General features: G+C 39.4%; 24 protein-coding genes and 1 other RNA gene. 20 read left to right on the top strand and 5 right to left on the bottom strand.

What is annotated here, in order from left to right; translation table 11 throughout:
- Positions 1-559: 559 nt before the first annotated feature.
- The 10 genes from RI557_RS04625 (at position 560) to RI557_RS04580 (ending at position 11,817) form a co-directional block, all read left to right on the top strand.
- Complete coding sequence (locus tag RI557_RS04625) at positions 560-784, top strand: hypothetical protein (protein WP_310682449.1); 225 nt, start codon at positions 560-562, stop codon at positions 782-784.
- Positions 772-1,092: a type II toxin-antitoxin system RelE/ParE family toxin gene (locus RI557_RS04620; protein ID WP_310668383.1), complete on the top strand. Its 321-nt coding sequence runs from the start codon at positions 772-774 to the stop codon at positions 1,090-1,092. The genes RI557_RS04625 and RI557_RS04620 overlap by 13 nt, the downstream gene beginning before the upstream one ends.
- 647 nt (positions 1,093-1,739) lie before the next feature.
- A complete protein-coding gene (locus tag RI557_RS04615) occupies positions 1,740-2,954 on the top strand; it encodes a sterol desaturase family protein (RefSeq protein ID WP_310668384.1) in 1,215 nt (404 codons plus the stop codon).
- A 77-nt stretch (positions 2,955-3,031) separates the two neighbouring features.
- Complete coding sequence (locus tag RI557_RS04610; protein ID WP_310682440.1) at positions 3,032-4,159, top strand: OmpA family protein; 1,128 nt, start codon at positions 3,032-3,034, stop codon at positions 4,157-4,159.
- A 214-nt stretch (positions 4,160-4,373) separates the two neighbouring features.
- Complete coding sequence (lepB, locus tag RI557_RS04605; RefSeq protein WP_310682438.1) at positions 4,374-5,438, top strand: signal peptidase I; 1,065 nt, start codon at positions 4,374-4,376, stop codon at positions 5,436-5,438.
- The gene (locus tag RI557_RS04600) at positions 5,435-6,058 is read left to right on the top strand and encodes a WbqC family protein (protein WP_310682436.1); all 624 of its coding nucleotides are present in this window, start codon (positions 5,435-5,437) and stop codon (positions 6,056-6,058) included. The genes lepB and RI557_RS04600 overlap by 4 nt, the downstream gene beginning before the upstream one ends.
- A gap of 42 nt (positions 6,059-6,100) precedes the next feature.
- Entirely contained in the window at positions 6,101-7,741 is a 1,641-nt protein-coding gene (locus RI557_RS04595) for an acyl-CoA carboxylase subunit beta (protein ID WP_310668387.1), read from the top strand.
- Entirely contained in the window at positions 7,741-8,745 is a 1,005-nt protein-coding gene (locus tag RI557_RS04590; protein ID WP_310668388.1) for a formimidoylglutamase, read from the top strand. Before RI557_RS04595 ends, RI557_RS04590 begins: the two co-directional genes overlap by 1 nt.
- 190 nt (positions 8,746-8,935) lie before the next feature.
- Positions 8,936-9,472 carry an NUMOD4 domain-containing protein gene (locus RI557_RS04585; RefSeq protein WP_310668389.1) on the top strand — a complete coding sequence of 179 codons (537 nt, stop codon included), beginning with the start codon at positions 8,936-8,938 and terminating at the stop codon, positions 9,470-9,472.
- Positions 9,473-9,531: 59 nt separating this feature from the next.
- Positions 9,532-11,817, top strand: a complete 2,286-nt coding sequence (locus tag RI557_RS04580) for a hypothetical protein (RefSeq protein WP_310668390.1) — start codon at positions 9,532-9,534, stop codon at positions 11,815-11,817.
- A gap of 10 nt (positions 11,818-11,827) precedes the next feature.
- On the opposite strand, the gene rnpB is transcribed toward RI557_RS04580, so the two are convergent.
- An RNA gene (gene rnpB, locus RI557_RS04575) (RNase P RNA component class A) lies at positions 11,828-12,221 on the bottom strand.
- 22 nt (positions 12,222-12,243) lie between these two features.
- Positions 12,244-12,822 (bottom strand): Smr/MutS family protein, encoded by a 579-nt coding sequence (locus tag RI557_RS04570; RefSeq protein ID WP_310668391.1) that lies wholly within the window; start codon positions 12,820-12,822, stop codon positions 12,244-12,246.
- A 106-nt stretch (positions 12,823-12,928) separates the two neighbouring features.
- On the opposite strand from RI557_RS04570, the gene surE reads away from it, so the two are divergent.
- Genes surE through RI557_RS04550 form a run of 4 tightly spaced genes read left to right on the top strand, consistent with a single transcriptional unit; the run spans position 12,929 to position 16,318 of the window.
- Entirely contained in the window at positions 12,929-13,693 is a 765-nt protein-coding gene (gene surE / locus RI557_RS04565) for a 5'/3'-nucleotidase SurE (protein WP_310682434.1), read from the top strand.
- Positions 13,694-13,975 (top strand): hypothetical protein, encoded by a 282-nt coding sequence (locus RI557_RS04560; protein ID WP_310668393.1) that lies wholly within the window; start codon positions 13,694-13,696, stop codon positions 13,973-13,975.
- Positions 13,976-13,984: 9 nt separating this feature from the next.
- On the top strand, positions 13,985-15,097 hold the full coding sequence (gene lpxB, locus RI557_RS04555) for a lipid-A-disaccharide synthase (RefSeq protein WP_310682432.1): 1,113 nt from the start codon (positions 13,985-13,987) through the stop codon (positions 15,095-15,097).
- 51 nt (positions 15,098-15,148) lie between these two features.
- Entirely contained in the window at positions 15,149-16,318 is a 1,170-nt protein-coding gene (locus RI557_RS04550) for a SpoIID/LytB domain-containing protein (protein WP_310668395.1), read from the top strand.
- Positions 16,319-16,372: 54 nt separating this feature from the next.
- Here the strand turns inward: RI557_RS04550 and RI557_RS04545 are convergent, their stop codons facing one another.
- A complete protein-coding gene (locus RI557_RS04545) occupies positions 16,373-16,612 on the bottom strand; it encodes a hypothetical protein (protein ID WP_310668396.1) in 240 nt (79 codons plus the stop codon).
- Positions 16,613-16,780: 168 nt separating this feature from the next.
- On the opposite strand from RI557_RS04545, the gene RI557_RS04540 reads away from it, so the two are divergent.
- From RI557_RS04540 to RI557_RS04525, 4 genes are all read left to right on the top strand, one after another.
- Complete coding sequence (locus RI557_RS04540; RefSeq protein ID WP_310668397.1) at positions 16,781-17,815, top strand: Gfo/Idh/MocA family oxidoreductase; 1,035 nt, start codon at positions 16,781-16,783, stop codon at positions 17,813-17,815.
- Complete coding sequence (locus tag RI557_RS04535; protein ID WP_310682430.1) at positions 17,812-18,831, top strand: Gfo/Idh/MocA family oxidoreductase; 1,020 nt, start codon at positions 17,812-17,814, stop codon at positions 18,829-18,831. The genes RI557_RS04540 and RI557_RS04535 overlap by 4 nt, the downstream gene beginning before the upstream one ends.
- Positions 18,828-19,406 (top strand): non-canonical purine NTP diphosphatase, encoded by a 579-nt coding sequence (locus RI557_RS04530; protein ID WP_310682424.1) that lies wholly within the window; start codon positions 18,828-18,830, stop codon positions 19,404-19,406. Before RI557_RS04535 ends, RI557_RS04530 begins: the two co-directional genes overlap by 4 nt.
- Before the next feature lie 79 nt (positions 19,407-19,485).
- Positions 19,486-20,610, top strand: a complete 1,125-nt coding sequence (locus tag RI557_RS04525) for an ATP-binding protein (RefSeq protein ID WP_310682422.1) — start codon at positions 19,486-19,488, stop codon at positions 20,608-20,610.
- Here the strand turns inward: RI557_RS04525 and RI557_RS04520 are convergent.
- Positions 20,604-22,538, bottom strand: a complete 1,935-nt coding sequence (locus RI557_RS04520) for a ComEC/Rec2 family competence protein (protein WP_409079671.1) — start codon at positions 22,536-22,538, stop codon at positions 20,604-20,606. The genes RI557_RS04525 and RI557_RS04520 overlap by 7 nt on opposite strands.
- A 210-nt stretch (positions 22,539-22,748) precedes the next feature.
- Between RI557_RS04520 and RI557_RS04515 the strand changes: the two genes are divergently transcribed.
- Together RI557_RS04515 and RI557_RS04510 are read left to right on the top strand one after the other, a co-directional pair.
- Positions 22,749-24,623, top strand: coding sequence for a sulfatase-like hydrolase/transferase (locus tag RI557_RS04515; protein ID WP_310668401.1), 1,875 nt, complete (start codon positions 22,749-22,751; stop codon positions 24,621-24,623).
- A complete protein-coding gene (locus tag RI557_RS04510) occupies positions 24,620-25,495 on the top strand; it encodes a YegS/Rv2252/BmrU family lipid kinase (RefSeq protein WP_310682417.1) in 876 nt (291 codons plus the stop codon). Before RI557_RS04515 ends, RI557_RS04510 begins: the two co-directional genes overlap by 4 nt.
- Positions 25,496-25,499: 4 nt before the next feature.
- Here the strand turns inward: RI557_RS04510 and RI557_RS04505 are convergent, their stop codons facing one another.
- Positions 25,500-25,802, bottom strand: coding sequence for a nucleotidyltransferase domain-containing protein (locus RI557_RS04505; protein WP_310682415.1), 303 nt, complete (start codon positions 25,800-25,802; stop codon positions 25,500-25,502).
- Positions 25,803-25,863: the final 61 nt, after the last annotated feature.

The following is a 25,863-nucleotide window of genomic DNA, read 5'->3' as shown; positions in this document are numbered from 1 at the left end:
CTCGTCTCCGGCTTTTCGAGTTTAAAAAATCAAGCGTTCCCTGATTATACTATTAACCAAACCTCAATTCGTAGGTTGCGGCTCATCAGTTAGTGATATGCAGCGGATGTGCGAAGTGTTAGAGATTCTTAATCTGACCAAACCGTCAGATTATTGAAGCTCTTACATCCTCGTGACGAAAGGAACGGGAACGCGTTTCGAAGCGTAACCCAATCAGGATTTTTGTAATCAGACAGCTAATACCAATAGTTACTAATTACCATACCAACTTAGCTAGTTGAGCAAGGAACAAAGCGCGGAGCACATAATCCGACTGCAGTTTTCGCAACGAAGTGGAGAAAAATCGCCTCTGATGAGACTTGATTTTTATTCGCTAAATAATGATTTATAAGAAGCTCATGAGCTCGCCTTTCGGCTGGGTTACGTCCTTTGTGTCAAGTTGAGAGTTCACTCGAAATCCCGCTTATAACAGCGGGGACAAAGGACAATGAGAAAAAACTGTAAACAATAGCGAACTGCAGAAGAATCTATCTCCAAATATTTCCGTAAATTTGAGAAAATGCCACATGAAATGATCTCTAAAACAAAAGTTGAAGAACAATTAAAGTCGTTGCCCGATGAGTTTTCAGTTGAAGATTTAATTGAAAAACTGTATTCAACAGAAAAGGTCGACTTAGATGCTCATCAAATTGAAATGATCAAAATGAGTGAGCAGAACATCAAAGATGGCGACCTCCTTTCACAAGAAGAAATGAGAAAGCTCGACTCCAAATGGCTCGGCTAAAACTCTACTGGTCAAAAGTTGCAAAAGCTCAAAGAGACCATATTTTCAATTATTGGATTGAAAGAACAGGTTCTTTTTCGTATGCCAAAACACTGAATAAGTTAATAATAGCCAGAACGACCTTAATCAACGCATATCCTCAAATTGGAAAGAAAACTAATTACAGTGATGTTCGGGTCAGTATCATCAAGCACTACTCTATCATTTACATCGCTTTGAAAGATAAAATAATCATACTTGGTTTTTGGGACAACAGACAGGATTCAGCTCAATTGAAAAAATTCATTGAACAACAGTTTGATAAATAAACAACCACTTAAAATCACCCCAAAAACAAACGATCCCAAATCAACATCAACAAGCCCTAAACATGAATCGATACCCCGGCTTATCAGTTAGCGATATGCAGCGGATGTGCGTAGTATTAGGGGTTCTTAATCTGACATATTTGTCAGATTTTAGAAACTCTTATATCCTCGTGACGTGACGAACGGGATCGCGATTTAGAGAATGCACTATTGTACAGGACGGAGAAAAATCCCCTCTGAGGAGTCTTGATTTTTATTCGCTAAAAATATCATGAGCTCGCCTTTCGGCTCGGTTGGGTCCTTTGTGTCAAGTTGAGAGCTTACTCGAAATCCTGCTCAAAACAGCGGGAACAAAGGACAATAAAAAACAAGTAAAACAATCGACAAAAAATAAAACCTCACTTTAAGGCAATTCAAAATGATGAAGAAACCCAAATAAGCGAACCCCAAACAATTTCAAATAATAGGCTCATCACCCGATATTCTCAATTATCGGGTTTTAAGGCGATATTTTGAATTATCGGGTTTTTAGCCGATAATCGCTTTCATGATAAGTGTGATCACAGGTGATATTATCAATTCAAGGCAATTGAAAAACCTGAAACAGTAATCGGCCTTTCCCAATTTTTATACCTTTATAAACGCAAATGGATATCAACCCCATCATATTAGCGATACCGGTTTACTTCATTCTCATTGGAGTTGAAGTCCTTTACGATCGATTGAAACACAAAAAACGCTACCGCCTCAACGATGCTATTACCAACATCAGTTGCGGCATTACCGAGCAGGCAACAGGTGTTTTCATAAAAGTGTTTACCGTTGCTGTTTATCACTTTTTCTTTGTGAACTTCGCTGTTTTCTCCGTTCCGGAAACTGTTTTTTGGACTGTCATATTATTCCTAGGTGTTGACTTTTTCTATTACTGGGCACACAGGATGAGCCATCAAATCAATCTCTTTTGGATCGGGCACATTGTCCATCACCAAAGCGAGGATTACAATTTTTCTGTCGCATTGAGACAGGGAGCTCTGCAAAAAGTGTTTACTTCTGTGTTTTATATTCCGCTCGCTGTTATTGGTTTTAAAACAGAGTGGTTCCTTTTTATAGGAGCCTTTACAACGCTCTACCAGTTTTGGATTCACACTGAGATGATCGACAAACTACCGCGCTGGTTTGAGTTTATTTTCAACACGCCATCTCACCACCGCGTTCACCACGGGCGCAATGAAAAATACCTCGATAAAAATCACGCGGGTACATTGATCATTTGGGACCGGATGTTTGGCACGTTCCAAAAGGAAGAAGAAAAACCCGATTACGGTGTCACTTCTCAAACGGCAACATTTGATCCTATCAAGGCTCACATCGACCCCATAAAAGCATTGTGGCGAAACATGAATGCGTTCGATAAAAACACTGACAAACTACGGGTGCTTTATAAAAGTCCGGCATGGTTGGCAAAACAGCCGCAAATCGAGCTACCTGCTCACCCGGTTAGTAAATACGACAACACTGTAGGATCTGACCGTGGCGCATACATCCTTCTTCAATATGCTATCATATTAGGCATTACAGCATTTTTCTTATTCTGGTTTTCTACTTTTAGTGTAGCGACACAGGTATCATTCCTGGCGTTTATTCTTTTTTCGGTAATGTCGATCGGAAAATTACTCGACAAAACAAAAACCGGATCAAATCTCGAATTGATCAGGCTCTTTATTACGCTTATTTTTACGCTATCTGTATCTGTCAGCTCGATGTTTCCTCCATTATTCTCAAGTTCAATCATATTACTGGAAATGATTTCACTAATTTGGTTTTTCACTTTTGGCGTTTCGGCAAAGCCCGCAAAATCCTAAACAATTCAAGTGCTGCTGTTAATAACAAGTCTTCCCTGAAGCTCAAAATATCCTAACAATAGCTTTCTTTGTCAGTAATGAGAACCATTTTGTTTTTACTGCTATTGCTCTTCGCCAGTGTAGGTTTTGGTCAGAACCTCATCCCCAATGGCGATTTCGAGAAAAAACGGGGAAGACGATACACGCACAGGCCGTGGCGTTTCATCAACACAGTTGACCGTTTTGTCCTTGATGGTGACACGCGCAGGCCATACGGCACTGAAGACTGGCAACTACCACAACCGCAATCGGGAAACGTGTATGTGGGCATTAGGGTTTATGCCAAATACCGTGAGTTTTTGCAACTCCGCCTAACAGATGATTTGGAAAAAGGCATACGTTATTTATTTGAAATGTATGTTCACCCCAGCGAGCGGTACAATTCATATTTACGGAGTATAGGTGCCAGTTTTTACCACCGCAGGCCTTACTACACGAGTGAGTACTATATTTATAAAAACCCTCCACAAGTTGAAGAATACAGGCACGATGGTATTGTTGCGGCAGATACAGCTCAAAACGGCTGGGTGAGAGTTTCTGGCACATTCAAATCCAATGGCACCGAAAAATACATCTCCGTGGGGAACTTCAGTAAAAAGCGAATCAGGGATAAGTTCAAAAAGAAAAAATGGTACGTGCCGGATTATTGGAAGTTCAAAGCTTATTACTTCATCGATAATGTTGCCCTTTACAAAATTCGCGATGAAGAGCCCGAAGACAAAGAGGATTTGCAACCGCTGGCTCTGATCGATACAACTGTACACATTCCCGATACACTTCCCTATTCAATTGAAGATGAAAACTATATTTACACAATTGATGAAAAACGAGAGCTCGTTTTGGAAAACATCAGGTTTGAGTTTGGAAGTGATGAGCTTATTCCCACATCTTATCGTGACCTTGAATTGGTTTTGGAGTATTTGAACGCCAACAGAGAAGCCCGACTCAAAATTGTGGGACACACCGATAATGTAGGAGATAAACGCGATAACATGCGACTATCAATTAAACGGGCCAAACGCGTTTACGATTATTTTACTGATAATCAAATAAGATCAGACCGTCTCGAGTATGAAGGAAAAGGAGAGTCAGATCCGTTACATCTCAATAGTACAAGGCAGAATCGGGCAAAAAACAGGCGAGTAGAAATTCTCCTGCTCGAATAATTTGAGCCGTTTTATTCTTGCTGGTTTCGCTATTTTTGGAACGAAGAACAAATTCGCCTCATTACATGAAATCATTTAAACTGCAAGTTGCCTCTCTTAAGACATTTTACTCTGAAATCCAGTCTCTCGTAGAACAGAAGCTATGGATAAAAGTAATCATCGGGGATCATTTTCGATAAAATAGGCAACTTTGAAGCGCAAGGAAATGTAGTGAATGAAAAAGAAGAAACACAAGCAGCGCAAAAAGCATAAATCAAACCCCACTCTTCAATGGGGACGAGCCTTTTTACTCGCGTTACTTATTCTTTGGATTTTCAAATCCGGCTTTTTCGACCTCTACCTCGTTTCATCGAGAAGCATGAGTGCTACCATTCAAAAAGGTGATTTCATCATCGGGAATAAACTTGCAGTAGGCCCAAGGTTGCCCATCACACCGCTCTCTATTCCATTTACACATCAAAAATGGCTGGGATTTCAACCTTACTCCAAAATCGTTCAACTCCCCTACTGGAGAATTCCCGGATACGATACCGTTTCACGCGGTGATATTCTCATTTTTAATTACCCCAATGAATCGCATTACCCAATTGATCAGCGTACTTTTTTCATCAAGCGATGCGTTGCTCTTCCCGGTGATGAACTTACGATCAAAGAGAAAAAGCTCTTCGTCAACGGAGAAAAAACTGAGTTCGAAGGCGCTGAGCTGCAATTTGAATACTCGATTGAAATCGATCACGACCTGTTCGAGCAGATTGAAGGTCATTCGAACATAAACTTTCCTGAAAAGTTTGACGGTAAATTCTCATTGAACATCACAGAACAGCAGGCAGAGAAACTCAAAAGCCAGAAAGGTGTTAAAAGTGTTCGCAAGACCGGCTCTGACCGTTACCAAAACACCGGCCTTACTTTCCCTTCCTCACCTGATCTTCAATGGACAAAAGATAACTTTGGTCCGCTCAAAATACCGGCAGAAAACCGGAAGGTTAAACTCGACCAAAGAACCTTTGAATTGTACAGCTCAACCATAAGAGACCACGAAAACCACGATATTGAACGTATTGATGATCAATATTATATCGATGGAAAGGAAAGAGAATATTACACCTTTGAGCACAATTACTATTTCATTTTAGGTGATAACCGCGATAATTCAAGCGACTCCCGTTACTGGGGTTTCTTACCTGAAAGCCACATTGTTGCCATTACGAGCAGAATACTTTTTTCAGTGAATGAAGAAGGAGTAAACTGGCAAAGAACACTTAAAAGTTTAACCAAATGATTTTTCCCGTTTTTTACGCTGGACCTGTTTACTATTACGCTCATTTGATCGGGCAGGAAAACATTTCATTTGAAATTTGGGAAAACTTCACCAAACAAACACCGCGCAATCGCTGCACCATTGACGGCCCCAATGACGTGACCAACCTGGTAATTCCCATTAATAAAACAGCGTCAAAAATGAAGATGGCCGATGTAGAAATCGCCTATGAAGAAAACTGGCAACACAACCACTGGCAGGCTATTCAGTCAGCTTACGGAACTTCACCTTACTTTGAGTTTTACGATTATTTATTTGAAGAGGTGTATCGGTCAGAGCCCAAAAAACTCATCGATTTCAACCTGGCACTTCATCAAATAATCATGAAATGTTTGAACTTCAATGTTGAATATTCCTTAACCTCAACGTTTCAGCCAATTGAAAATGAATCAGACTACCGATTAAAATTCAACGTAAAACAACACAGGTTTAAAGAAAATTTACCAGAATATTTCCAGGTTTTTGGTGACCGTCATGATTTTAGAAAAAACCTCAGTATTTTAGACCTGATATTTAACCTTGGGCCTGAAAGCAGGACCTATTTACTCGATATAAAGGAAAACCACCTAAACAAAGATTGACGCCACTCCTTTTGTATATTTGACAACCGCAAAACAAAAACTATGGCATCTAAGAAAGAACTCGAATTCAATAAAAATGATGATAAAATGCGACTCAAACTATCTGAGTTGCAAAAGAAATTTGAAAAAGTTTCACTTGGTGGTGGACAAAAACGAATCGATAAGCAACACAAACAAGGCAAGTTAACAGCACGTGAACGTGTTGATTATCTGCTCGATGCTAAAAAGCCGAGCATTGAAATCGGCACCTTTGCCGGGGATGGAATGTACGAAGAATACGGTGGATGTCCCTCCGGAGGTGTTGTCGTAAAAATAGGCTACGTGAAAGGCGAACAATGCATTGTTGTAGCCAATGATGCCACGGTGAAAGCCGGAGCCTGGTTCCCGATCACAGGTAAAAAGAACCTCAGGGCTCAGGAAATAGCCATGGAAAACAAACTCCCTATTATTTACCTTGTCGATAGTGCCGGAGTTTTCCTTCCCATGCAGGATGAAATATTCCCCGATAAAGAACACTTTGGACGCATTTTCCGCAACAACGCTAAAATGTCGAGCGAAGGCATTTTACAAATTGCAGCAGTAATGGGAAGCTGTGTTGCCGGAGGAGCTTATCTCCCCATCATGAGCGATGAAGCCATGATCGTTGACAAAACGGGAACCATCTTTTTGGCCGGTTCCTATCTCGTAAAAGCTGCTATTGGAGAAGACATTGACAACGAAACGCTTGGAGGTGCGACAACTCACAATGAAATAAGTGGTGTTACTGACTACAAATGTGAAGATGATAAAGCGTGTTTAGACCGCATCCAAAACATCATGGATAAAGTGGGTAATCACACTCCGGCTGGTTTTAATCGGTCAGAGCCGGCAAAGCCAAAAGAAGACGAAAGCGAGCTTTACGGCATCATGCCATACGATCGTTCAAAACCTTATGAAGTAAGAGACGTCATCGAGCGATTGGTAGATAACTCAGAATTTGACGAATACAAAAAAGACTACGGCAAAACCATCGTAACCTGCTACGCCCGCATCGATGGATGGAGTGTTGGAATTGTCGCCAATCAGCGCGGGATGGTGAAATCGCGCAAAGACGGAATGCAGTTTGGTGGAGTAATCTACAGCGACAGTGCCGATAAAGCTGCTCGTTTCATCATGAATTGCAACCAAAAGAAAATTCCGCTCGTCTTTTTACAGGACGTAACAGGATTTATGGTAGGCTCACGATCAGAACACGGTGGAATTATAAAAGATGGCGCTAAAATGGTGAACGCCATGGCTAATTCAGTTGTGCCTAAATTCACTATCGTAATGGGCAACTCTTACGGAGCCGGAAACTACGCCATGTGCGGAAAAGCATACGATCCACGATTGATCGCAGCATGGCCCACTGCTGAGCTTGCCGTAATGGGTGGCTCACAGGCAGCAAAAGTTTTACTCTCCATTGAAGTTTCCCGATTGAAAGCAAAAGGTGAAAAAATAACCGAGGAGAAAGAGAAAGAACTGTACGATAAAATCAAAAACAGTTATGATGAACAGGTTTCTCCTTACTATGCTGCCAGCCGACTCTGGGTCGACAACATCATAGATCCAATGGATACCCGAAAATGGATATCCATGGGAATTGAAGCAGCCGATCACGCACCAATTGAAAAACGCTACAACGTTGGAGTTATTCAAACATAATGATGCACGAAAAACTCAAAACATACTCAAAAGCTGATATCTCGAAATACGTTTCAAAAAGAGACGGAGAAACAAAAATTGGCGAAGTCATTCGGTCAGAACCAGAGCTTCTCGGTTCTGACCGTGTTGATTACGTATTGCTGGGAATACCTGAGGATATCGGGATACGTGGAAATCTTGGCAAAGGCGGAGCTTACTCAGCCTGGGAAGCCTTTTTGAATGCCTTCCTCAATGTGCAAAGCAATAGGTTTCTCAAAGGAGATAATGTGCTATTGCTGGGACACATCGATTTTGAATCTGAATTGAAAAGCCTGCAGGCTCTATCAACCTCTCATCCTGATGATGTTGAAGTATTTCGATCAGAGACTGCCAAAATTGATGAAGTGGTTTCATCTATAATCCGGGAAATCGTTGAACACGGTAAAATCCCCATTGTTATTGGGGGCGGACACAACAATGCTTACCCGATTATCAAAGGTGTGTCCACCGCACTCGGAAAGCCAATTGGAACAATTAACTGTGATCCTCACAGTGACTTTCGCAAACTCGAAGGAAGGCATAGTGGAAATGGATTCAGTTATGCAATGGAGAATGGTTTTTTGGAAAAGTACGCTGTTATAGGTTTGCATGAAGGTTATAATAGCGAAGCAAACCTGACAGATATCCGGGATAAAAAAAACATATTCACTTCATTCTTCGAAGATGTCTTTATCAGAGGAAAATACACCTGGAATGAAACAATATACAAAGCAGTTCGGTTTATAGGAGAGCTGGAAACGGGAATTGAGCTAGATTTAGATTCAATAGAAAAGATGCCGGTAAGTGCTTTTACCCCTTGTGGAGTTTCAATTATCAATGCAAGACAATATATATCTAAAGTTGTTTCCGGTACAAATTATAAATATTTGCATATTTGCGAAGGAGCACCCCTACAAAATGACATAAATCAAAAAGTTACAGGGAAATGTACAGCTTACTTAGTAACAGATTTTTTAAAGCACTGAACTTTTTTAATTAATGACTGTATGTATGTTCTAATAATTCATTATATTGAAGGTCAATTCAAAACATCTGACTAAAATTTACAACCTGTTAAACTAACACCACTCTATATTTGCGAAACTTAAATAACATTTCCCCTCTTTCCAGCTACGCTCAAAACCTGATTCTTTAAAATTAAGGAGGAAAACAATTATGAAAGATTTCAAAGGAGAAATTTGGAAAGAGGTTAACCTCAAAGGCATCGATCTCAAATCGAAGTACGAGGTATCTAACCTTGGCCGTATTAAAAGTTACGCGTACGGCCGCGGAAAAATTCTAAAAGGGACGTTGATTGAAGGCTATCCGGCTGTTCGGTTTAGAACTAAAGAAGAGAAGCTTATCAACCAGTACGTTCACCGTTTAGTAGCTAAAACATTTTTACCAAAACCGAAAGAAGGTCAACGCCTGATTCTTCATCTCGATTACGACAAAACGAATAATAGGACTGATAATCTTCAGTGGGCAACTCGTAAAGAGCAAATTGAACACAAAGTTAAAGGACCTAATCACAGAAAAGGACTGGTAACAAACTCAAAACTGAGCAAAAATCAGGTGATTGAGATTAAACAGATGCTAAAAGAGGGGAAACTTAGAAAATCTGTTATTGCTCGTAAGTTCTTAATTTCACATACACAACTCAACAGAATTGAATCAGGCAGAAATTGGGCTAATGTGAAATTAGACGATTAATATTTTATAGTGTATTTACACTTATATTAATACTATTTATATTTGGGGAAATTGCTTGAATGGCAGCTTCCCCAAATTTTTTTAAAAGCATTTGGAAAAGAGTCGTTTTCTTTTTTCCGACCCAATTAGTTCTCATCCACCTCAAAAGGAACCAGGCTCTGTTGCTTTTTTGGCTTTTTCTGTTCGGGAACATTTCAGGCAACATTCTAAAAAAATACGGAGCTCATAATTTATTCCTTTTCCCTGAATATTTAGGAGAAGTTAACATCCTGTCACACTTTATTACGGGATTTGCCTTTGGTGGCTTTACTATGGCTTACTTTATCTCCAGTTACATTCTCAATGGAGATCGCTTTCCAATCCTTGCAACACTCGGAAAACCTTTTGCCAAGTATTGCCTCAATTCGTTTATAATACCGTTGTCCTTTTTTACATACTACTCAGTTACACTTTACAACTACCAGGTTCACCAACAACTAGATTCTCCTTTAGAAGTTACTGTTAGGTTGGTAGGATTATTTGGCGGAGTCTTTCTCTTTATTTTTCTAACCCTCACCTACTTCCTCAATACAAACAAAAGCTTCCAAAAGCTATTTGGTGATTTTCAGCTAAAAAAACGACCTTCAGGTGAAAGGCCAATGCAAAATGTGTATTCTAAACCAGAGCGTTGGTACAGCTACCTGAACCGTGCAAAAGAATGGAATGTTGTAACATACCTTCACTCTCCTACAAAACTCAAGCTGGCTAGAGACATTGCGCATTACGATGCTAAAATGCTCAAAACAGTTTTCGCTCAAAACCATGTGAATGCATCCATATTTGAAATACTGCTCATACTTTCAATTATATTCTTCAGCTTTTACCGCGAAACGGCCATTTTTACACTTCCCGCTGCAGCAAGTGTCACCCTTATACTAACTATGGTTCTTATGTTAGCCAGCGCTATTTACAGTTGGCTAAAAGGGTGGTCAACACTGCTTTTCATTGTCATCATCATAGGATATAACCATCTTTCACAAAACCCTGACTACACCTTTAAAAGTTATGCATACGGGCTTTCCTATGATCGTGAGCCGGCAAAATATTCAAACGAAGAAATTGAAAAGTACGCTTACGACTCAATAAAAATTGAAGAGGATAAAGAGAATACACGTAAAATTCTCGAAAACTGGAAAGTCCATAATGCCGGTTCTGACAGTAAGAAGCCAAAACTGGTTTTGCTCAATTGTTCAGGTGGTGGATTGCGAGCTACAATGTGGACATTCAGAGTTCTCCAGCATCTCGACAGTATTTCAAATGATGAGTTTTTCAATCAAACACAATTTATCACCGGCTCAAGTGGTGGTATGCTGGGGGCTGCTTACTACAGAGAGCTATACCGTCAACGATTTGCTGATTCATCAATCGTATTGAATGATGAAAAATATGTCGACAAAATAAGCACCGATCTGCTCAATACTGTCATTCTCAATCTATCACTTCACGACTGGTTATTGAGGCTGAGAAAATTTTCCTACAAAGGAGAATATTACACAAAAGACAGAGGCTATGCTTTTGAGCAACAACTAAATGAGAACACTGATGGTGTGCTGGACAGAACAATTGGCGATTACAGAGCTGAAGAAAAGCTCGCTAAAATACCGATGTTCCTGCTCTCTCCTACAATTACAAATGACGGCCGAAAATTGAATATTGCCAGTCAGCCGATTTCTTATTTGAGCCAGCCTTTATCGGGATCTTCATCTCAAAAATTGATTGGTTCAGTGGATTATCGTCAGCTTTTTCACAATCAGAACCCTGACAATCTCAGTTTTTTAAGTGCCCTTAGAATGAACGCTACCTTCTTCTATATTTTGCCTAACGTAGCACTTCCCACAGAGCCAATGACTGAAGTCATCGATGCGGGTATTACCGATAACTACGGCTTTACAAATACGCTTCATTACATCAACACTTTTAAGAATTGGATCATCGAAAACACGAGCGGAATTGTCATCGTGCAAATTCGTGATCGTTTCAAAGAAACCGAGATTGACGAAAAGCCGGTCAGGAGTCTTTTTCAGTCATTTTTGAGACCGATTGAAGCCGTTTCCAAAAATTACCTCAACATTCAAAACTTCCAACACGATGCCATGTTTGGATATCTCTCACCAGAGCTAAAAAAACGAATTGATGTTGTCGAATTCAACCTGCTCAGGAGTACAAGTGATGAAATATCGCTATCCTGGCACCTGACCAAAAAGGAAAAACTGAGAATCAAATCGGCCATTAACTCAGATTACAACAAAACACAAACTGAGCGATTAAAAAGTCTGCTCTACCAAAATGGCGAAGCCCCACAGTAACTGTGAGGCTTCATATTGCAATCCCGTAAGCCGGATTCTGTTCTATGCCATCATTTATCTTCTCGACCTACCCTCCCCGTTCAGGCGAGCAGCCTTCAAGCCGGGGTTTACATGGTCTTTCAGTGCCCGGGGTTTACCTGGCCAACACAATCACTTGCATTGCCGGTGAGCTCTTACCTCACCATTGCACCCATCACCGGTGACGCAAAGGTCACGGCTGGTTTATTTTCTGTTGCACTTGCCGTTACGTAAAACGCACCTGCCTTTAACAAGCAGCGGGCCGCCCTGTACTGTCCGGACTTTCCTACCTTAAAACCTGAGTTCGATTATATTTATATGTGGTTTGAATCCTAAACTATAAATCGAACTCAGGTTTAAAAAAGATCGATGACTCGGATTGCAATGCAAAAATACGCATTTCCTTCTCTATAAACCGTATAATCTCACATACGTTGCTCCCCGGCCATAGCGCTGAAAAGATGCATCCTCATAAGTGATATGAGCAAAAGAACTCAGGTACTGTCTCACCTCAGTTTTTAAAACTCCTTCTCCAACTCCGTGTATAACAATCAATTCACGCACTTTTTCACGCTCGGCACTGTCGAGAATGTGTTTTAAATATTCGAGTTGTAGTGAAACGATTTCGCCATTTGTGAGGTGTTCATGCTTTTTTACGAGCTTTTCGATATGCAAATCACACTCGGGAACTCCTTTTGGATTTACACGTTCAAAAACCTGACTTAAAGCACCTTTCAATGCAATATTGATTGGCGTTTCAGCATGGTTCTCTGTTGATTCATGAATGTTTTTTTCCTCACGGTCAGATCCAAAATCCCGCGTTTCAAAAACCGTGTTCTCACCATCTACCAAAATGACATCAGCCGGTGAGTACGGATACTCAAAACCATCGATATCAACAAAGAGTTTACCTCCTTCAATCCGTGTGATTTCTCCTTCTCCGGTTTCATTCAAAAAGCGTACTTCATCTCCAACCTTGAAACGCATTGCGTGTAATTTTGGAGGCAAAGAAATAAAACCTCATCGTAACAAGCACAGGATATAAAAGCACATTTAATTATGTTAATTTCGCCAGCAAAATAATGTAAGCTGTATGAGCAAACCTCTAATATTGGTAACCAATGACGATGGCGTAACGGCTCCCGGCATCCAGGCTCTGACCGAAGTTGCAAAAGAATTTGGTGACGTTGTGGTCGTTGCTCCTGATAAGCCGCAAAGCGGGATGGGCCACGCCATCACAATAAATGCTACTTTGCGTGTTCAGGAACTGAAAAGCAAAAATAATGTACCCGTTTACAGCACTACAGGCACTCCAGTTGACTGTGTTAAACTCGCTGTAAATGAAATACTTGATCGCAAGCCAGATTTGATTCTATCGGGAATCAATCACGGGACAAATGCCAGTATTAATGTGATTTACTCAGGAACAATGTCTGCTGCCATTGAAGGTTGTTTAGAAGGAATCCCGTCAATTGGGTTTTCGCTATCCAACCACAGTATAGATGCTGATTTTACATCGGCTAAGCATTATGCTAAAAAGATAGTTCCCAAAATTTTAGAAAACGGACTCGAAAAAGGCGTTTGCCTCAATATCAATATTCCGGATATGGGCATTAATGAAATAGCGGGAATCAAGGTTTGCAGGCAAGCTAATGCCAACTGGATTGAAGAGTTTGATCGCAGAGAAGATCCATCTGGCCGTCCTTATTACTGGCTCACGGGACACTTTGAAAACTACGATGAAAAAGATGATACGGACATAAGTGCCCTGGAACAAAACTATGTGAGCATTGTCCCCGTTCAGTACGATTTAACGGCTTATTCATCATTAAAGAAACTGAGTAAACTCGATTTTTAGATGCTTGAAAAAGACAAAATGATTACCGGTATTTTAATTGGTATTTTACTCCCTATTGTGCTCTATGCTCTGTTTTATTTTATCATGCAGGTATCTGGCATTTACGTTACAGAAACACTCTCTGAAAAAACCATACTTTTTTTAATTGGTATCAATGCATTTTTCATGAGGCATTTCATGGTAAAACGCGAACAGGATCAAATTGGAAAAGGAATTTTGATCGTTACATTTTTAGGAGCCATTGTTTACGTAATTTACTATTACGCTGGAGCCATCGTATAAAAGAGAAAAATGAAGTACTACATCATAGCAGGCGAAGCATCGGGAGATTTACATGCCGGAAATCTCATCAAATTTCTTAGAAAAAAAGATCCTGAAGCTACGTTCAGAGCCTGGGGCGGTGAACGGATGCAAAACGAAGGAGCTACCATCGTCAAGCACTATCGCGATTTAGCTTTCATGGGGTTTGTTGAAGTACTGCTCAACCTGCGAACCATTCTCAAAAATATCAGCTTTTGTAAAAAAGACATTGAAGAGTTCAATCCCGATACTATTATCTTCATTGATTACCCTGGATTCAACCTCCGTATTGCTGAATGGGCAAAAGAAAAAGGGTACAAAACAATCTATTACATCTCCCCGCAAATTTGGGCCTGGAAACAATCACGTGTACACAAAATCAAAAAGTGTATCGATCACATGTACGTGATTCTACCGTTTGAAAAAGACTTTTACGGTAAGTTTGATTATGACGTAACATTCGTAGGCCACCCACTACTCGATGCAGTTGAGCAATACCAGGAAGAAAAACCAAAATTTGAAACATTTTGCGAACAAAATGATTTACCTGACAAACCCATCATCTCATTATTGCCGGGAAGCCGAAAACAGGAAATCAAATCTGTTCTCCCGATAATGCTCAAGCTGAAGGATCAATACCCAGATTATCAATTTATCATTGCCGGTGCTCCTTCTCAATCACCAGAGTTCTACGAACCATTTACAAGAAAAAAAGGCGTAAATGTTCTTTACGGCAAAACATACGAACTACTCCAGCAATCGAGAGCTGCACTTGTCACTTCAGGAACAGCTACATTAGAAACAGCTCTTTTTGATGTTCCGCAGGTTGTTTGCTACAAGGGGAGCTCTATTTCCTATTGGATTGCACGTAGCTTAATCAAAGTCAACTACATATCACTCGTGAACCTCATAATGGACGAGGAAATAGTTAAAGAACTAATCCAAAGTGATCTCAATACCAAAAAACTAAAGAGTGAATTAGACAGTATTTTGACTGGCGTTGGAAGAGCTAAAATGCTCGATAATTACATCAAGTTACGCAAAAAACTAGGCGGTACAGGAGCATCTGAAAATGTAGCAACTCAAGTGTTGAAAACTCTTTAATCTCTGTAAAAACGGCTCGATAATTGAAATTAAATTTGAGTCCGAAATATCATGAGAATACTCGTTTTCATATCACTACTATTTTGGGTCACACAGGGAGCATTCAGTCAACACTCAGACAGAGTTAGAGTTGGCCTGTTTTGGAATGAACGCCCGGCAAGTGTTATCGTTAGACCCGATGCCGGTGCTTACCAGGTTTACGGAGATGGAAAACTGGTTACCACCCTTCACGGAATGGGATTGTTTCAAATCAGCATCCAAAGCGGGTTAATAGAAGTCAAAAATTTCTCAAAATCTTACGGCAGATTTAAACAAGTAAAATTAGTTGAACGCGATCCATTTAGCCGGTTTAAAATTAAACCAGTTTCATCTGATCAAACTCAGCGGATTTATGAAGATGATTTAGAAATTTCCATCTATAAAAACAGACTCAAAATCATCAACGAAGCCACTATGGCAAATTATGTGGCCGGAGTTGTTCAAAGTGAATCAGGAAACGGACACGAACCCGAATTTTACAAAGTTCAGTCGATAATTTCCAGAACCTATGCACTCAAGCATTTTGATAAATACGAGAAAATTGGATTTAACTTATGCGATCGTGTAAACTCTCAGGTTTATAAAACCTACGGTTATAATGATACGATAAAGCAAGCTGTTAAAGAAACCAGAGACATTGTAATGGTCGATGCAGAAATAAACCTCGTGACCGCAGCTTTTCACTCTAACTCAGGTGGCGAAACAATCAACTCTGAAGACACATGGACGTATCCCCGCCCCTACTTGAAAAGTGTTGAAGATACCTTTAGCCTTTGCATGCCACACTTTGAATGGGAAAAAACAATATCAAGAAAAGAATACCTCACTTACCTTCATGACTTTAAGGGTGTTGATACTACATCTTATTCGATTAAGCGTTATTTATTGAACTATTGCCCAGAGCAAAGACAATCACATTTATTTCAAAAAGATTCCATAATAGCCTTAGATGATTTGAGAAGACATTTCGAATTAAAATCAACCCACTTTTGTGTCGATACACAAAATGATTCAATCTTAATAGTTGGTAAAGGATTTGGTCATGGAGTAGGATTAAGTCAGGAAGGTGCAATGAAAATGGCAAAACTCGGTTATAACTACAGTGATATATTACACCATTATTATTCAAATATTCATTTGATAAAACTTTCCGTTATAGACTTCTTTAAAGCTGAGAATTAAAAAAGGCCACTTATTTTTGATAAGCAGCCTTGAGAAAATAAGAGGTTTATCCAATTATTTCTTTTTTACTTCATATCCTTTTTGCTCGAGAAACTTTGTGAGTTCATCAACTTTTTGATCTTCTCTTTTTTCAATTTCTTTTTCGCAGCTTTTAACAATTCCCTCCAATTCCTGAAGAGTGAATTTTGATAAAAACTGGTTAGCAAAAAGAGCTTTAATTGTACCATTCTTGTTCTGGTTTTCTCTAATTTTAGTTACGAGTTTACCAGGTGTTAAATTATCAGCTTTTGCCATTTTTATTAGGTTTTAATGTTAAAACTTTTTACAAATTAAGATTAATTCAAAAATAGCAAAATATCTATAGGTATTTTATTAATTATGACAGAAAAGACTCATAAAAATACTATTTCTTTAGTGCTTTGTTAAATTTGCGTTTTCAATAAATGATCTCTTTTTATCAAGATGGAAAAAATCAAATTTGCAGTAATAGGCCTCGGCCACATTGGTAGAAGACATGCTACCATCATAAATGAATTCCCAAATGCTGAGTTAGTGGGCCTCATGGATAAAAATGACGAAGCCAGCAAACATGAGCTCGTTCCGGCCAATATTCCTTTTTACACTAGCCTGGAACAAATGATTAAGGAAACTGAACCTGACGTCATCAACATCTGCACACCTAATGGCTCTCACTCAGATTATGCATTGGATTGTCTTCAACACAAACGCCATGTTGTAATTGAGAAGCCCATGGGCCTTAGCAAAGCAAAAGCTGAAGAAGTTATTTTTAAAGCGCTCCAGGTCTCCAAACAGGTTTTTGTAGTGAAGCAAAACCGTTACAGTCCGCCATCAAAATGGTTGAAAGAAATTGTTGAAGACGAAATGCTCGGTGATATTCACATGGTTCAAATCAATTGTTACTGGAACCGTGATGATCGCTACTATAAAAAAGGAGGCTGGAAAGGTAACCTCGAACTCGATGGTGGAACGCTATACACTCAGTTCAGCCACTTTATCGATATCATGTATTGGGTATTTGGTGACATCACAAATATCAAAGCCAACTTTGCAGATTTCAATCATCAGGAATTAACTGATTTTGAAGATTCAGGTGTAGTCAACTTCAATTTTGTCAATGGCGGTGTTGGTTGTATCAACTTCTCAACTGCAGTATGGGACACAAATATGGAAAGTTCTATAACTGTGGTCGGATCCAAAGGGTCAATCAAAATTGGTGGTCAGTACATGAATGAAATCGAGTATTGCCATGTTGACGGAATGGAGAAGCCGGAATTACCTCCTACCAATCCGCCAAATGATTATGGACCATTCAAAGGGTCTGCAGCTAATCACCATTATGTAATTGAAAACGTTGTGAACACACTCAACGGTAAAGATACCATAACAGCTAATGCGCTCGAAGGATTAAAAGTTGTGGAAATCATTGAACGCATCTACGAAACGCGCGATTTAGCAGAAATTAAAAAGAAGAAATGAGTCAGCCTATTCGTTTTGGAATAATGGGATGCGGATATATCGCACAAAGGCATCTCAAACATATAATTGATCATCCCGGTGCAACAGCTGTTGGGCTGTATGATACTTTTAACGATGCTGCACAATCTCTCGAAAACGAATACCAGGTCCCTTGCTACACTAGCCTCGATGCTTTTCTCGGATCTGACTGTGATATGGTTGTGATTTGCACACCAAATGGTACTCATGCTGATTTAGCCATCAAGGCAATGAAAGCCGGAAAACACGTGCTGGTAGAAAAACCGATGGCCACATCTGTGCAGGATGCACAAAAAATGGTTGATACAGCTAAAGAACTCAACCGGTTTTTATACGTGGTAAAACAAAATCGTTACAACCCTCCCGTTCAGGCCGTTAAAAAAATTATTGATAACAATAAGCTGGGTGAACTTCAACTAGTATCGTTGAATTGCTACTGGAACAGGAATGAAGCTTACTACAAAAACTCAGACTGGAAAGGAACTAAAAAGCTTGACGGTGGCGTTTTATACACTCAATTCAGTCACTTCATTGATATTCTCTACTATTTCTTTGGTGATATTGATGGTGTAAATGGTTACATTGGAAACCTGGGTCACCATAACCTTATAGAGTTTGAAGATACCGGCTCGTTTAACTTCAAAGTGAAATCCGGTGGTGTTGGAAATATGAGTGTAAGTACCTGTGCTTTCAATCAAAATATGGAAGGCTCTATCACGATTATTGCTGATAACGGAACGATCAAGATTGGAGGAAAATATCTCAACACAATTGATTACCAACAAACTGACGGCTTTGACATCAAGCACCTTCCCCAGTCGAGTCCCGCAAATAATTACGGCTTTTACCAGGGTTCCATGTCAAACCACGACAAGGTGATTGACAATGTTGTGGAAGCTTTAAACGGAGAAGCCGAAATCATGACTACGGCTGATGACGGGCTTCAAGTTGTTAAAATGATCGATCAATTTTACAAATCGGCAAAGTGGATATCATGAAAATTGTATTCGCCACAAACAATCCCAATAAACTAAAAGAAGTCCAGAGTATTCTTGGTGATAAATTTGAGATTCTATCACTCAAAGATGTGAATATTGAAACGGATATTCCTGAAGATCACGAAACATTGTGGGAAAATGCACTCCAAAAAGCAGAATTCATCTATAATATGACAAACCTGCCCTGCTTTGCTGATGATACAGGACTTGAAGTTGATGCACTCAATGGTGCCCCGGGTGTCTACTCTGCACGCTACGCTGGCGAAAATGCAACCTCAAACGAAAACATAGATAAATTACTGAAAGAACTGGGAAATAATACTGATCGAAAAGCGAGATTTAAAACAGTCATTGCTTTTGTAACCGGTAAACAAAATCATTTTTTCGAGGGAGTTTGTAATGGTCAGATCCTCAACTCCAGGCAAGGAGGAGAAGGATTTGGTTACGATCCTGTTTTCATGCCTGATGGCTATTCTGTATCTTTTGCTGAGATGTCGTCAGCAGAGAAAAATAAAATTAGCCACCGCGGACTAGCAGTCCAAAAGTTTGCCAAATTCATGCGTGAATTGAGCTGATTTTATAACCAAACAGGATCGTAATCCGTTTTAGTTATAACTTTTCGGGATTACAATCCATTTTGGTTATATTTGGAGCATGATTGAAAGACAACTCTTCGAGGAATTAAAAAAGAGAATGTTTTCTGGAAAAGCTATTGTGATTAATGGTCCCAGGCAAGTTGGAAAAACGACTTTAATCAACGAGCTTTTAAACAACCAGAACCAAAATGTTCTGTTTCTTGATGGTGATGATCAAAAAATACGAGAGCTTTTAAGTGAACCTCTTGAGAGTCAAATAGCTCAAATTATTGGCAACAATAAAATCGTATTTATTGATGAAGCTCAACGAATTCAAAATATCGGATTAACCGGAAAAATAATAACCGATCAATTCAAAAACGTTCAGCTAATCCTTAGCGGTTCATCCAGTTTTGAGTTATCAGAATACATCCAGGAACCATTAACCGGTAGAAAATGGCAATACAACCTCTACCCTATTTCATGGAAAGAATTTGAGAAACATTTTGGCTATTTAGAAGCTGAGAAAAGAATTGATAACCAGCTTGTTTTTGGCTTTTACCCTGATATAATAAATCACCCTCAGGATCAAAAAGAGATACTTCATCAATTAGTTGACAGTTATCTCTATAAAGATATCCTTGCGTATGATGGTTTGAGAAAACCTCAAATAATACAAAAGTTAACCAGGGCTTTAGCTTACCAGGTTGGACAGGAAATCAGATATTCAGAACTCTCAAAATTAGTTGGCGTTGACACCAAAACAATTGAACGATATATTGATATTTTAGAAAAAGCCTATGTCGTATTTAGACTTCCGGCATTTAGCAGAAACTTACGCAACGAAATTAAAAAGTCTAAAAAAATCTACTTTTACGATAATGGAGTGAGAAACGCTGTTATCAACTCGCTAGAGCCCTTCTCTGTGAGGAATGATAGAGGTCATTTATGGGAAAACTTCCTTGTAAGTGAAAGAGTCAAACAAAATGCCTACAAAAGAAATTTTGGAGAATTGTATTTCTGGCGAACTAAACAGCAGCAAGAGATAGACTTAATTGAAGAAATTGACAACGAATTAAAGGTCTTCGAATTCAAATTAAACCCGCAAGCAAAAGCTTCATTATCTAAAACATTCATTAGCAACTACAAACCATCACATTCTGCAATCATCAACCGAAGCAACTTTAGAGAGTTTGTTCAGTAATTACTTTCAAACACAAACGCACCTTCTTCAGCCACATCGTAAACTTCGATATTGTTTTCATTTGCTATTTCGGTCAGAGCCTTTATTCTGCCGGCAGAGTTGGTTGCATCGAAGATAACTTTTTCAATTTGATTTGATGCGAAAAAATCAACAGGAATAAACCCTCCATCACTGATTACAACCCAGTCAAAATTCATGTCTTGAGGATATTGCTCTCTATCTCCAAACAGATGGAGAATCACTTTATCATCAAACTCATAAACAACAGAATCTGGCTGTAGCTTTTCCTCACTTACAGACTCACCTCTCAGCAATCCGCGTTTCCATAGATGGTGATCCACATGAAAGAGTAATTGATCGTCACTTCCCAAAAATGAAGCGGTGGAATAAACCTTTCCGCTACTACCATTGATGATGGCTAAAGCCGGCTCTGACCGTGTGCTGTAAACTGTAAAAACCTGCTGATTAGATTGAGCATATTTCTCCACTATTTGAAACCCTAAAAATATGACCAACAATGTGGTGAGATAGAAAAAAGCTCTCTTCTTGCGCGCCATAAAAGCGAATAAAAAGGATCCGATTATAAAGTAGATCAAGTAGGTTTCAAGGATTGAAATATCAATACCAGCCAATATGGAATTTGGCAACTGATCCACTAAACTCACAACATAATCGAGCAATCTCACCTCATACTTCAATAAGTAACCAACAAATTCTCCTACAAAAGGAACGATTGAAACAGCAAGATAAATGAGTCCGGTTGTGAGAATCAAAAAAGCACACGGAATAACCGCCAAATTTGACAACAAAAAATAGTTGGGAAACTGATGAAAATACAAAAACCCAAGAGGAGCTGTTGCCAATTGGGCACTCACCGAAACACAGCTAATTTCCCAAACCCATCTCAAAATCCGGTTCTCAATTGTAAGGAAGCTGCTCAGCCACGGCTGAATCAATATAATGCCAAGTACAGCCAAATAGCTCAATTGCATCCCTACTTCCATAATCCTGAACGGACCAAAGACCAACAAAATGAAAAAAGCTGATGCGGCTATGGTATTATAAATATTAGTGTGCCGGTTAAAAACAGTGGCCAATACAACAAACGTGAGCATTGTAGCTGCTCTAATTACTGAAGCAGATAATCCGGTGAGAATTGCATAACTCCAAATTCCGCCCAACAACAAAGATCCGCGCAGCCATTTCTTTCGATACAGGAGTGGAAAAATTTTCAGCAGTTTTTCTATTACCAGATAGATTATTCCAACATGGAGTCCGGATACTGCAAGAACATGCATAGCTCCGGCACTCGCAAAAGCAGATCGTGTTTGAGACGTCAGTTCGTCTTTGTACCCCAAAATAAGCGCTGATGCTATTGCGTGTTCATCTTTTTCTGGTACAACTTTCGCTAACTGTTTCATCAACTTTTGACGAGCAGAGATAGCAAATGCCTGAATAGGATTTCCATTTCCTTCACTCAATAAAGTATCCTTTTCACTTGCGACATAACCGCTGTGATATATGTGGTGATGGAACAGGTAACGCTTGTAATCAAACTGTCCAGGGTTTTTAGGTCCATCAATTTCATTCAGCTGAGTTGCGATCAACCTTTGATCTCCGTAACTAATTGATAATGTGTCATCAAAATAGATAATTGCTTTGCCGCTTACCGGTAAAAATTGTTCACCTTTAACAACCTGTAGAACCTCAACCTCAGCTTTGATCGAGTTTTCTTTGACATGAGGCTCCTCCACAACTTCAATTAGAAGTGTGTCAGAACCATTCAAGTAATCACCAACAGGGTTTTTGCTGAATTTTGAAATGCTCGATTCAGCCAATAAATACCCAAACAACATGAATACAGGAACAGCTATTACGCCAAATAATCTCCTGTATTTTTTGAGTAGTAAAAGAAGTGAACAACTCAAGAGAACCAGAGTAATCGAGATGTTAGTAGCTATATTTATTGGGAAATATGAGCAAAGGATCACGCCACCAATAAATGGCAGTATGCATCGACTTAATGGTATTAAGCGGTTTATTTGCACGCTTAAATATATAATTTTTTCTGTAAAATGCAAAATATCTTCTCGAGATTCAACACAACACAAAAATTGAAATTAAGCTACATTTGCCGCATGGCTGAATACTTCAAGCACATCTGCATATTGGCAAAGCGATTAGCTATCGTTTTACTCATCTTTACGATTTGCCGCTTTCTTTTTTGGATATTCAACGCATCTTACTTTCAGGATGTCACAGCCGGTGTCTTTTTAGGAGGTTTACGATTCGATTTATCAGCTATTGTTATCCTCAATTCACCACTTATTGTCTTCCACCTTATCCCTTTTTCGTTCAGATCCAAAAAATGGTATCAAACGTTCCTGAAAGTCCTGTTTTTCATCATAAACTCACTCCTCCTCACTTTTAACCTCATCGATCTCGAGTATTTTAAATTTACCTTTAAGCGCAGTACGGCCGATCTACTCGAACTTATAATACTTGGTGATGATGTCGCCAACCTTCTGCCTCAATTCATGATCGACTACTGGTACATCTTACTCATTTTAGTGGTTCTGATCGTGGTGATGAATTTCCTTTATGGTCAGATCCGATTAAAACCAACCAACAACTCCAAAACAGGAATCCGTTATTACATCTTTCACTCTGTCATTTTTGTGATAGGAGTTGGATTGAGTGTTCTTATTGCTCGTGGAGGTGCTCAGTATGTTCCTATCAATATTATGGATGCCAGTCATTACGCTACAACACAAAATATTCCGCTCGTCTTGAACACTCCATTTGCCATCATGAAAACAGTTGGCAAGTCGAATGTAGAAACACAACATTATTTTTCTGATAAACAGGCAGAGTCATATTTCAATACCAAATTACACATCAAATCGAGTGGCGAAAATCCTAACTTCGTCATACTCATTCTCGAAAGTTTTTCTGAAGAATATGTTGGTGCTATTAATGGTGATCTCCCAACCTATACACCATTTCTAGATTCGTTAATTGAAAATTCAATTCGGTTTGAAGCCGGATATGCCAACGGTCGAAAATCAGTTGAAGCCATGCCGGCTATCATTTCCAATGTCCCGGCCTTGATGACTACACCTTATATCCAATCTGCATACGGTGGTAACTCTGTAACCGCTCTTCCAGAAATTTTAGGTGATTTGGGCTATTCCACCTCCTTTTTCCACGGAGGCAACAACGGAACAATGGGTTTTGATGCTTTTGCTTATGCAGCCGGATTTGACCGATATGTGGGAAGATATGAATACCCTTACGAAGGCGATTACGATGGAAATTGGGGAATATTTGATGAGCCGTTTCTCCAGTTTTACGCTGATGAGCTCGAAAAAGAAAAGCAGCCTTTTATGAGTTGCATGTTTACCCTGAGCAGCCACCATCCATTTAAAATTCCTGAGCAGTACAAAAACGAATTTAACGGTGCTGACCTACCGCTTAAAAACAGCATCCGATATGCTGATCATGCACTTAAAAAGTTTTTTGAAAAAGCCCGTAAAGCGAGCTGGTTTGAAAACACCTGGTTCATCTTAACTGCTGATCACACAAGTATTCCACAAGAGCAATTTTACAGGAAAAGAGTTGGTTCTTACCGTGTTCCCATCGCTTTTTACCACCCTAAAAAAGAAGGCAAAAAGAAGAAAGGAATAATCCAGCATACTGATATCATGCCCTCAATTCTTCATTTATCTAATTATGAAGGTGATATTATCCGTTTTGGATACAATGTTTTTGAAGAAGAAAACCGATACGCTTTTAGCTACATCAACAACAATTACCAAATCATTGATAACCGCTATATTGTTGGGTTTGACGGCAAAGAAGTAAAAGCCATATTCGATTACAAAAACGATCCACACTTACAGGAAAACCTGGTTAAAAAAGGCATACAAAAACCCGAGATGGAAAAAACGCTAAAATCTGTCATTCAACAATTCAACGACCGACTCATTTCCAATAACCTGGTTTTGCGATGACAACATTCAGAACCAAAATAATCGTAAACCCTAACTCGGGACACAAAGATGCTCAGCAGTCTGAGCGCGATATTGATCGATACTTAGACAAAACCAGATTCGACTATGATATTGAGCGATCAAAGTACCGCGGACACACAGCAGAGCTGGCAAAAGAAGCTGTCGATAATAACTATGACCTTGTAATTGCTGTAGGCGGTGACGGAACGGTGAACGAAATCGGCTCGGTTCTGACCGATACCGAAACAGCTATGGCTATTTTACCTAAAGGATCAGGAAATGGTGTTGCCCGTTGCCTGCAGATTCCGGTGAAATTCAAGAAGGCGATTGAACACTTGAAATACAGCGCTACTTTCCAACGGATTGATACAGCTTTGCTCAATAACAGACCGTTCATCGGATTGGCCGGGATTGGTTTTGACGGGTTGATCAGTCATGAATTTGACCGTTATGCCAGCAGAGGATTAACCGGGTACCTCAGAGCAGTAGGTAAACATTTTTTAAAGTTTAAACCAGCTATGTTCACCGTTTCAACAGAGGATGAAAAGATTGAAGTGAAGGGCTTTTTGGCTGTAATTGCAAACAGTGACCAATTTGGTAACAATGCTCGTATTGCACCAAAAGCCAATATGCAGGACGGCCTACTCAACATGGTAATCGTGAAAGATGCGCCAAAAATCACGCTACTCACAGCCGTTTTGAGACTCTTTGGAAAGAACTTTGACAAGAGCAAAAATGCCGTAACGTTAAAAGGTAAATACTTTAAGATTGAAACTACTTTTCATCACGCTCACCTCGATGGCGAACCAATAGAAGCTGAAAGTCCGATTGAAGTGAAGATTAAACCGGCTTCGCTAAAGATGTTTGTTTAAAATCTTATTTTTCAAAAAGTGTTTCTCCCTCTTCCTCAATATGCTTCTTCAGTTCAGGGTTTTTAACTCTTGAAAATCTAATTAAATCAACTTCATAAGGCAGCAGCAAATCAACGAGGTCGTTATCGATCATGAACAGGAGACTAATATCAATGTCTTTTCCCTCCAGAGCCAGTTCAATATCTGTTTTGTCTCCATAATCTCCTCTGGCTCTATCCCCAATCAAAATTGCCTTTTGAACTTGCGGATACCGACCTAGTATCTCTCTTATCCTATCAATTGTAAACTGAGTTAAACCATGATCCATTTCACATATCAGATTTTTTCAAAACTAAACATTATCAATACCAACTTTTAGGTATTTATTT

This window comes from Salibacter sp. (genome assembly GCF_031581065.1).
GTDB lineage: Bacteria > Bacteroidota > Bacteroidia > Flavobacteriales_G > Salibacteraceae > Salibacter.
This window is presented reverse-complemented; position numbering and strand designations above follow the sequence as displayed.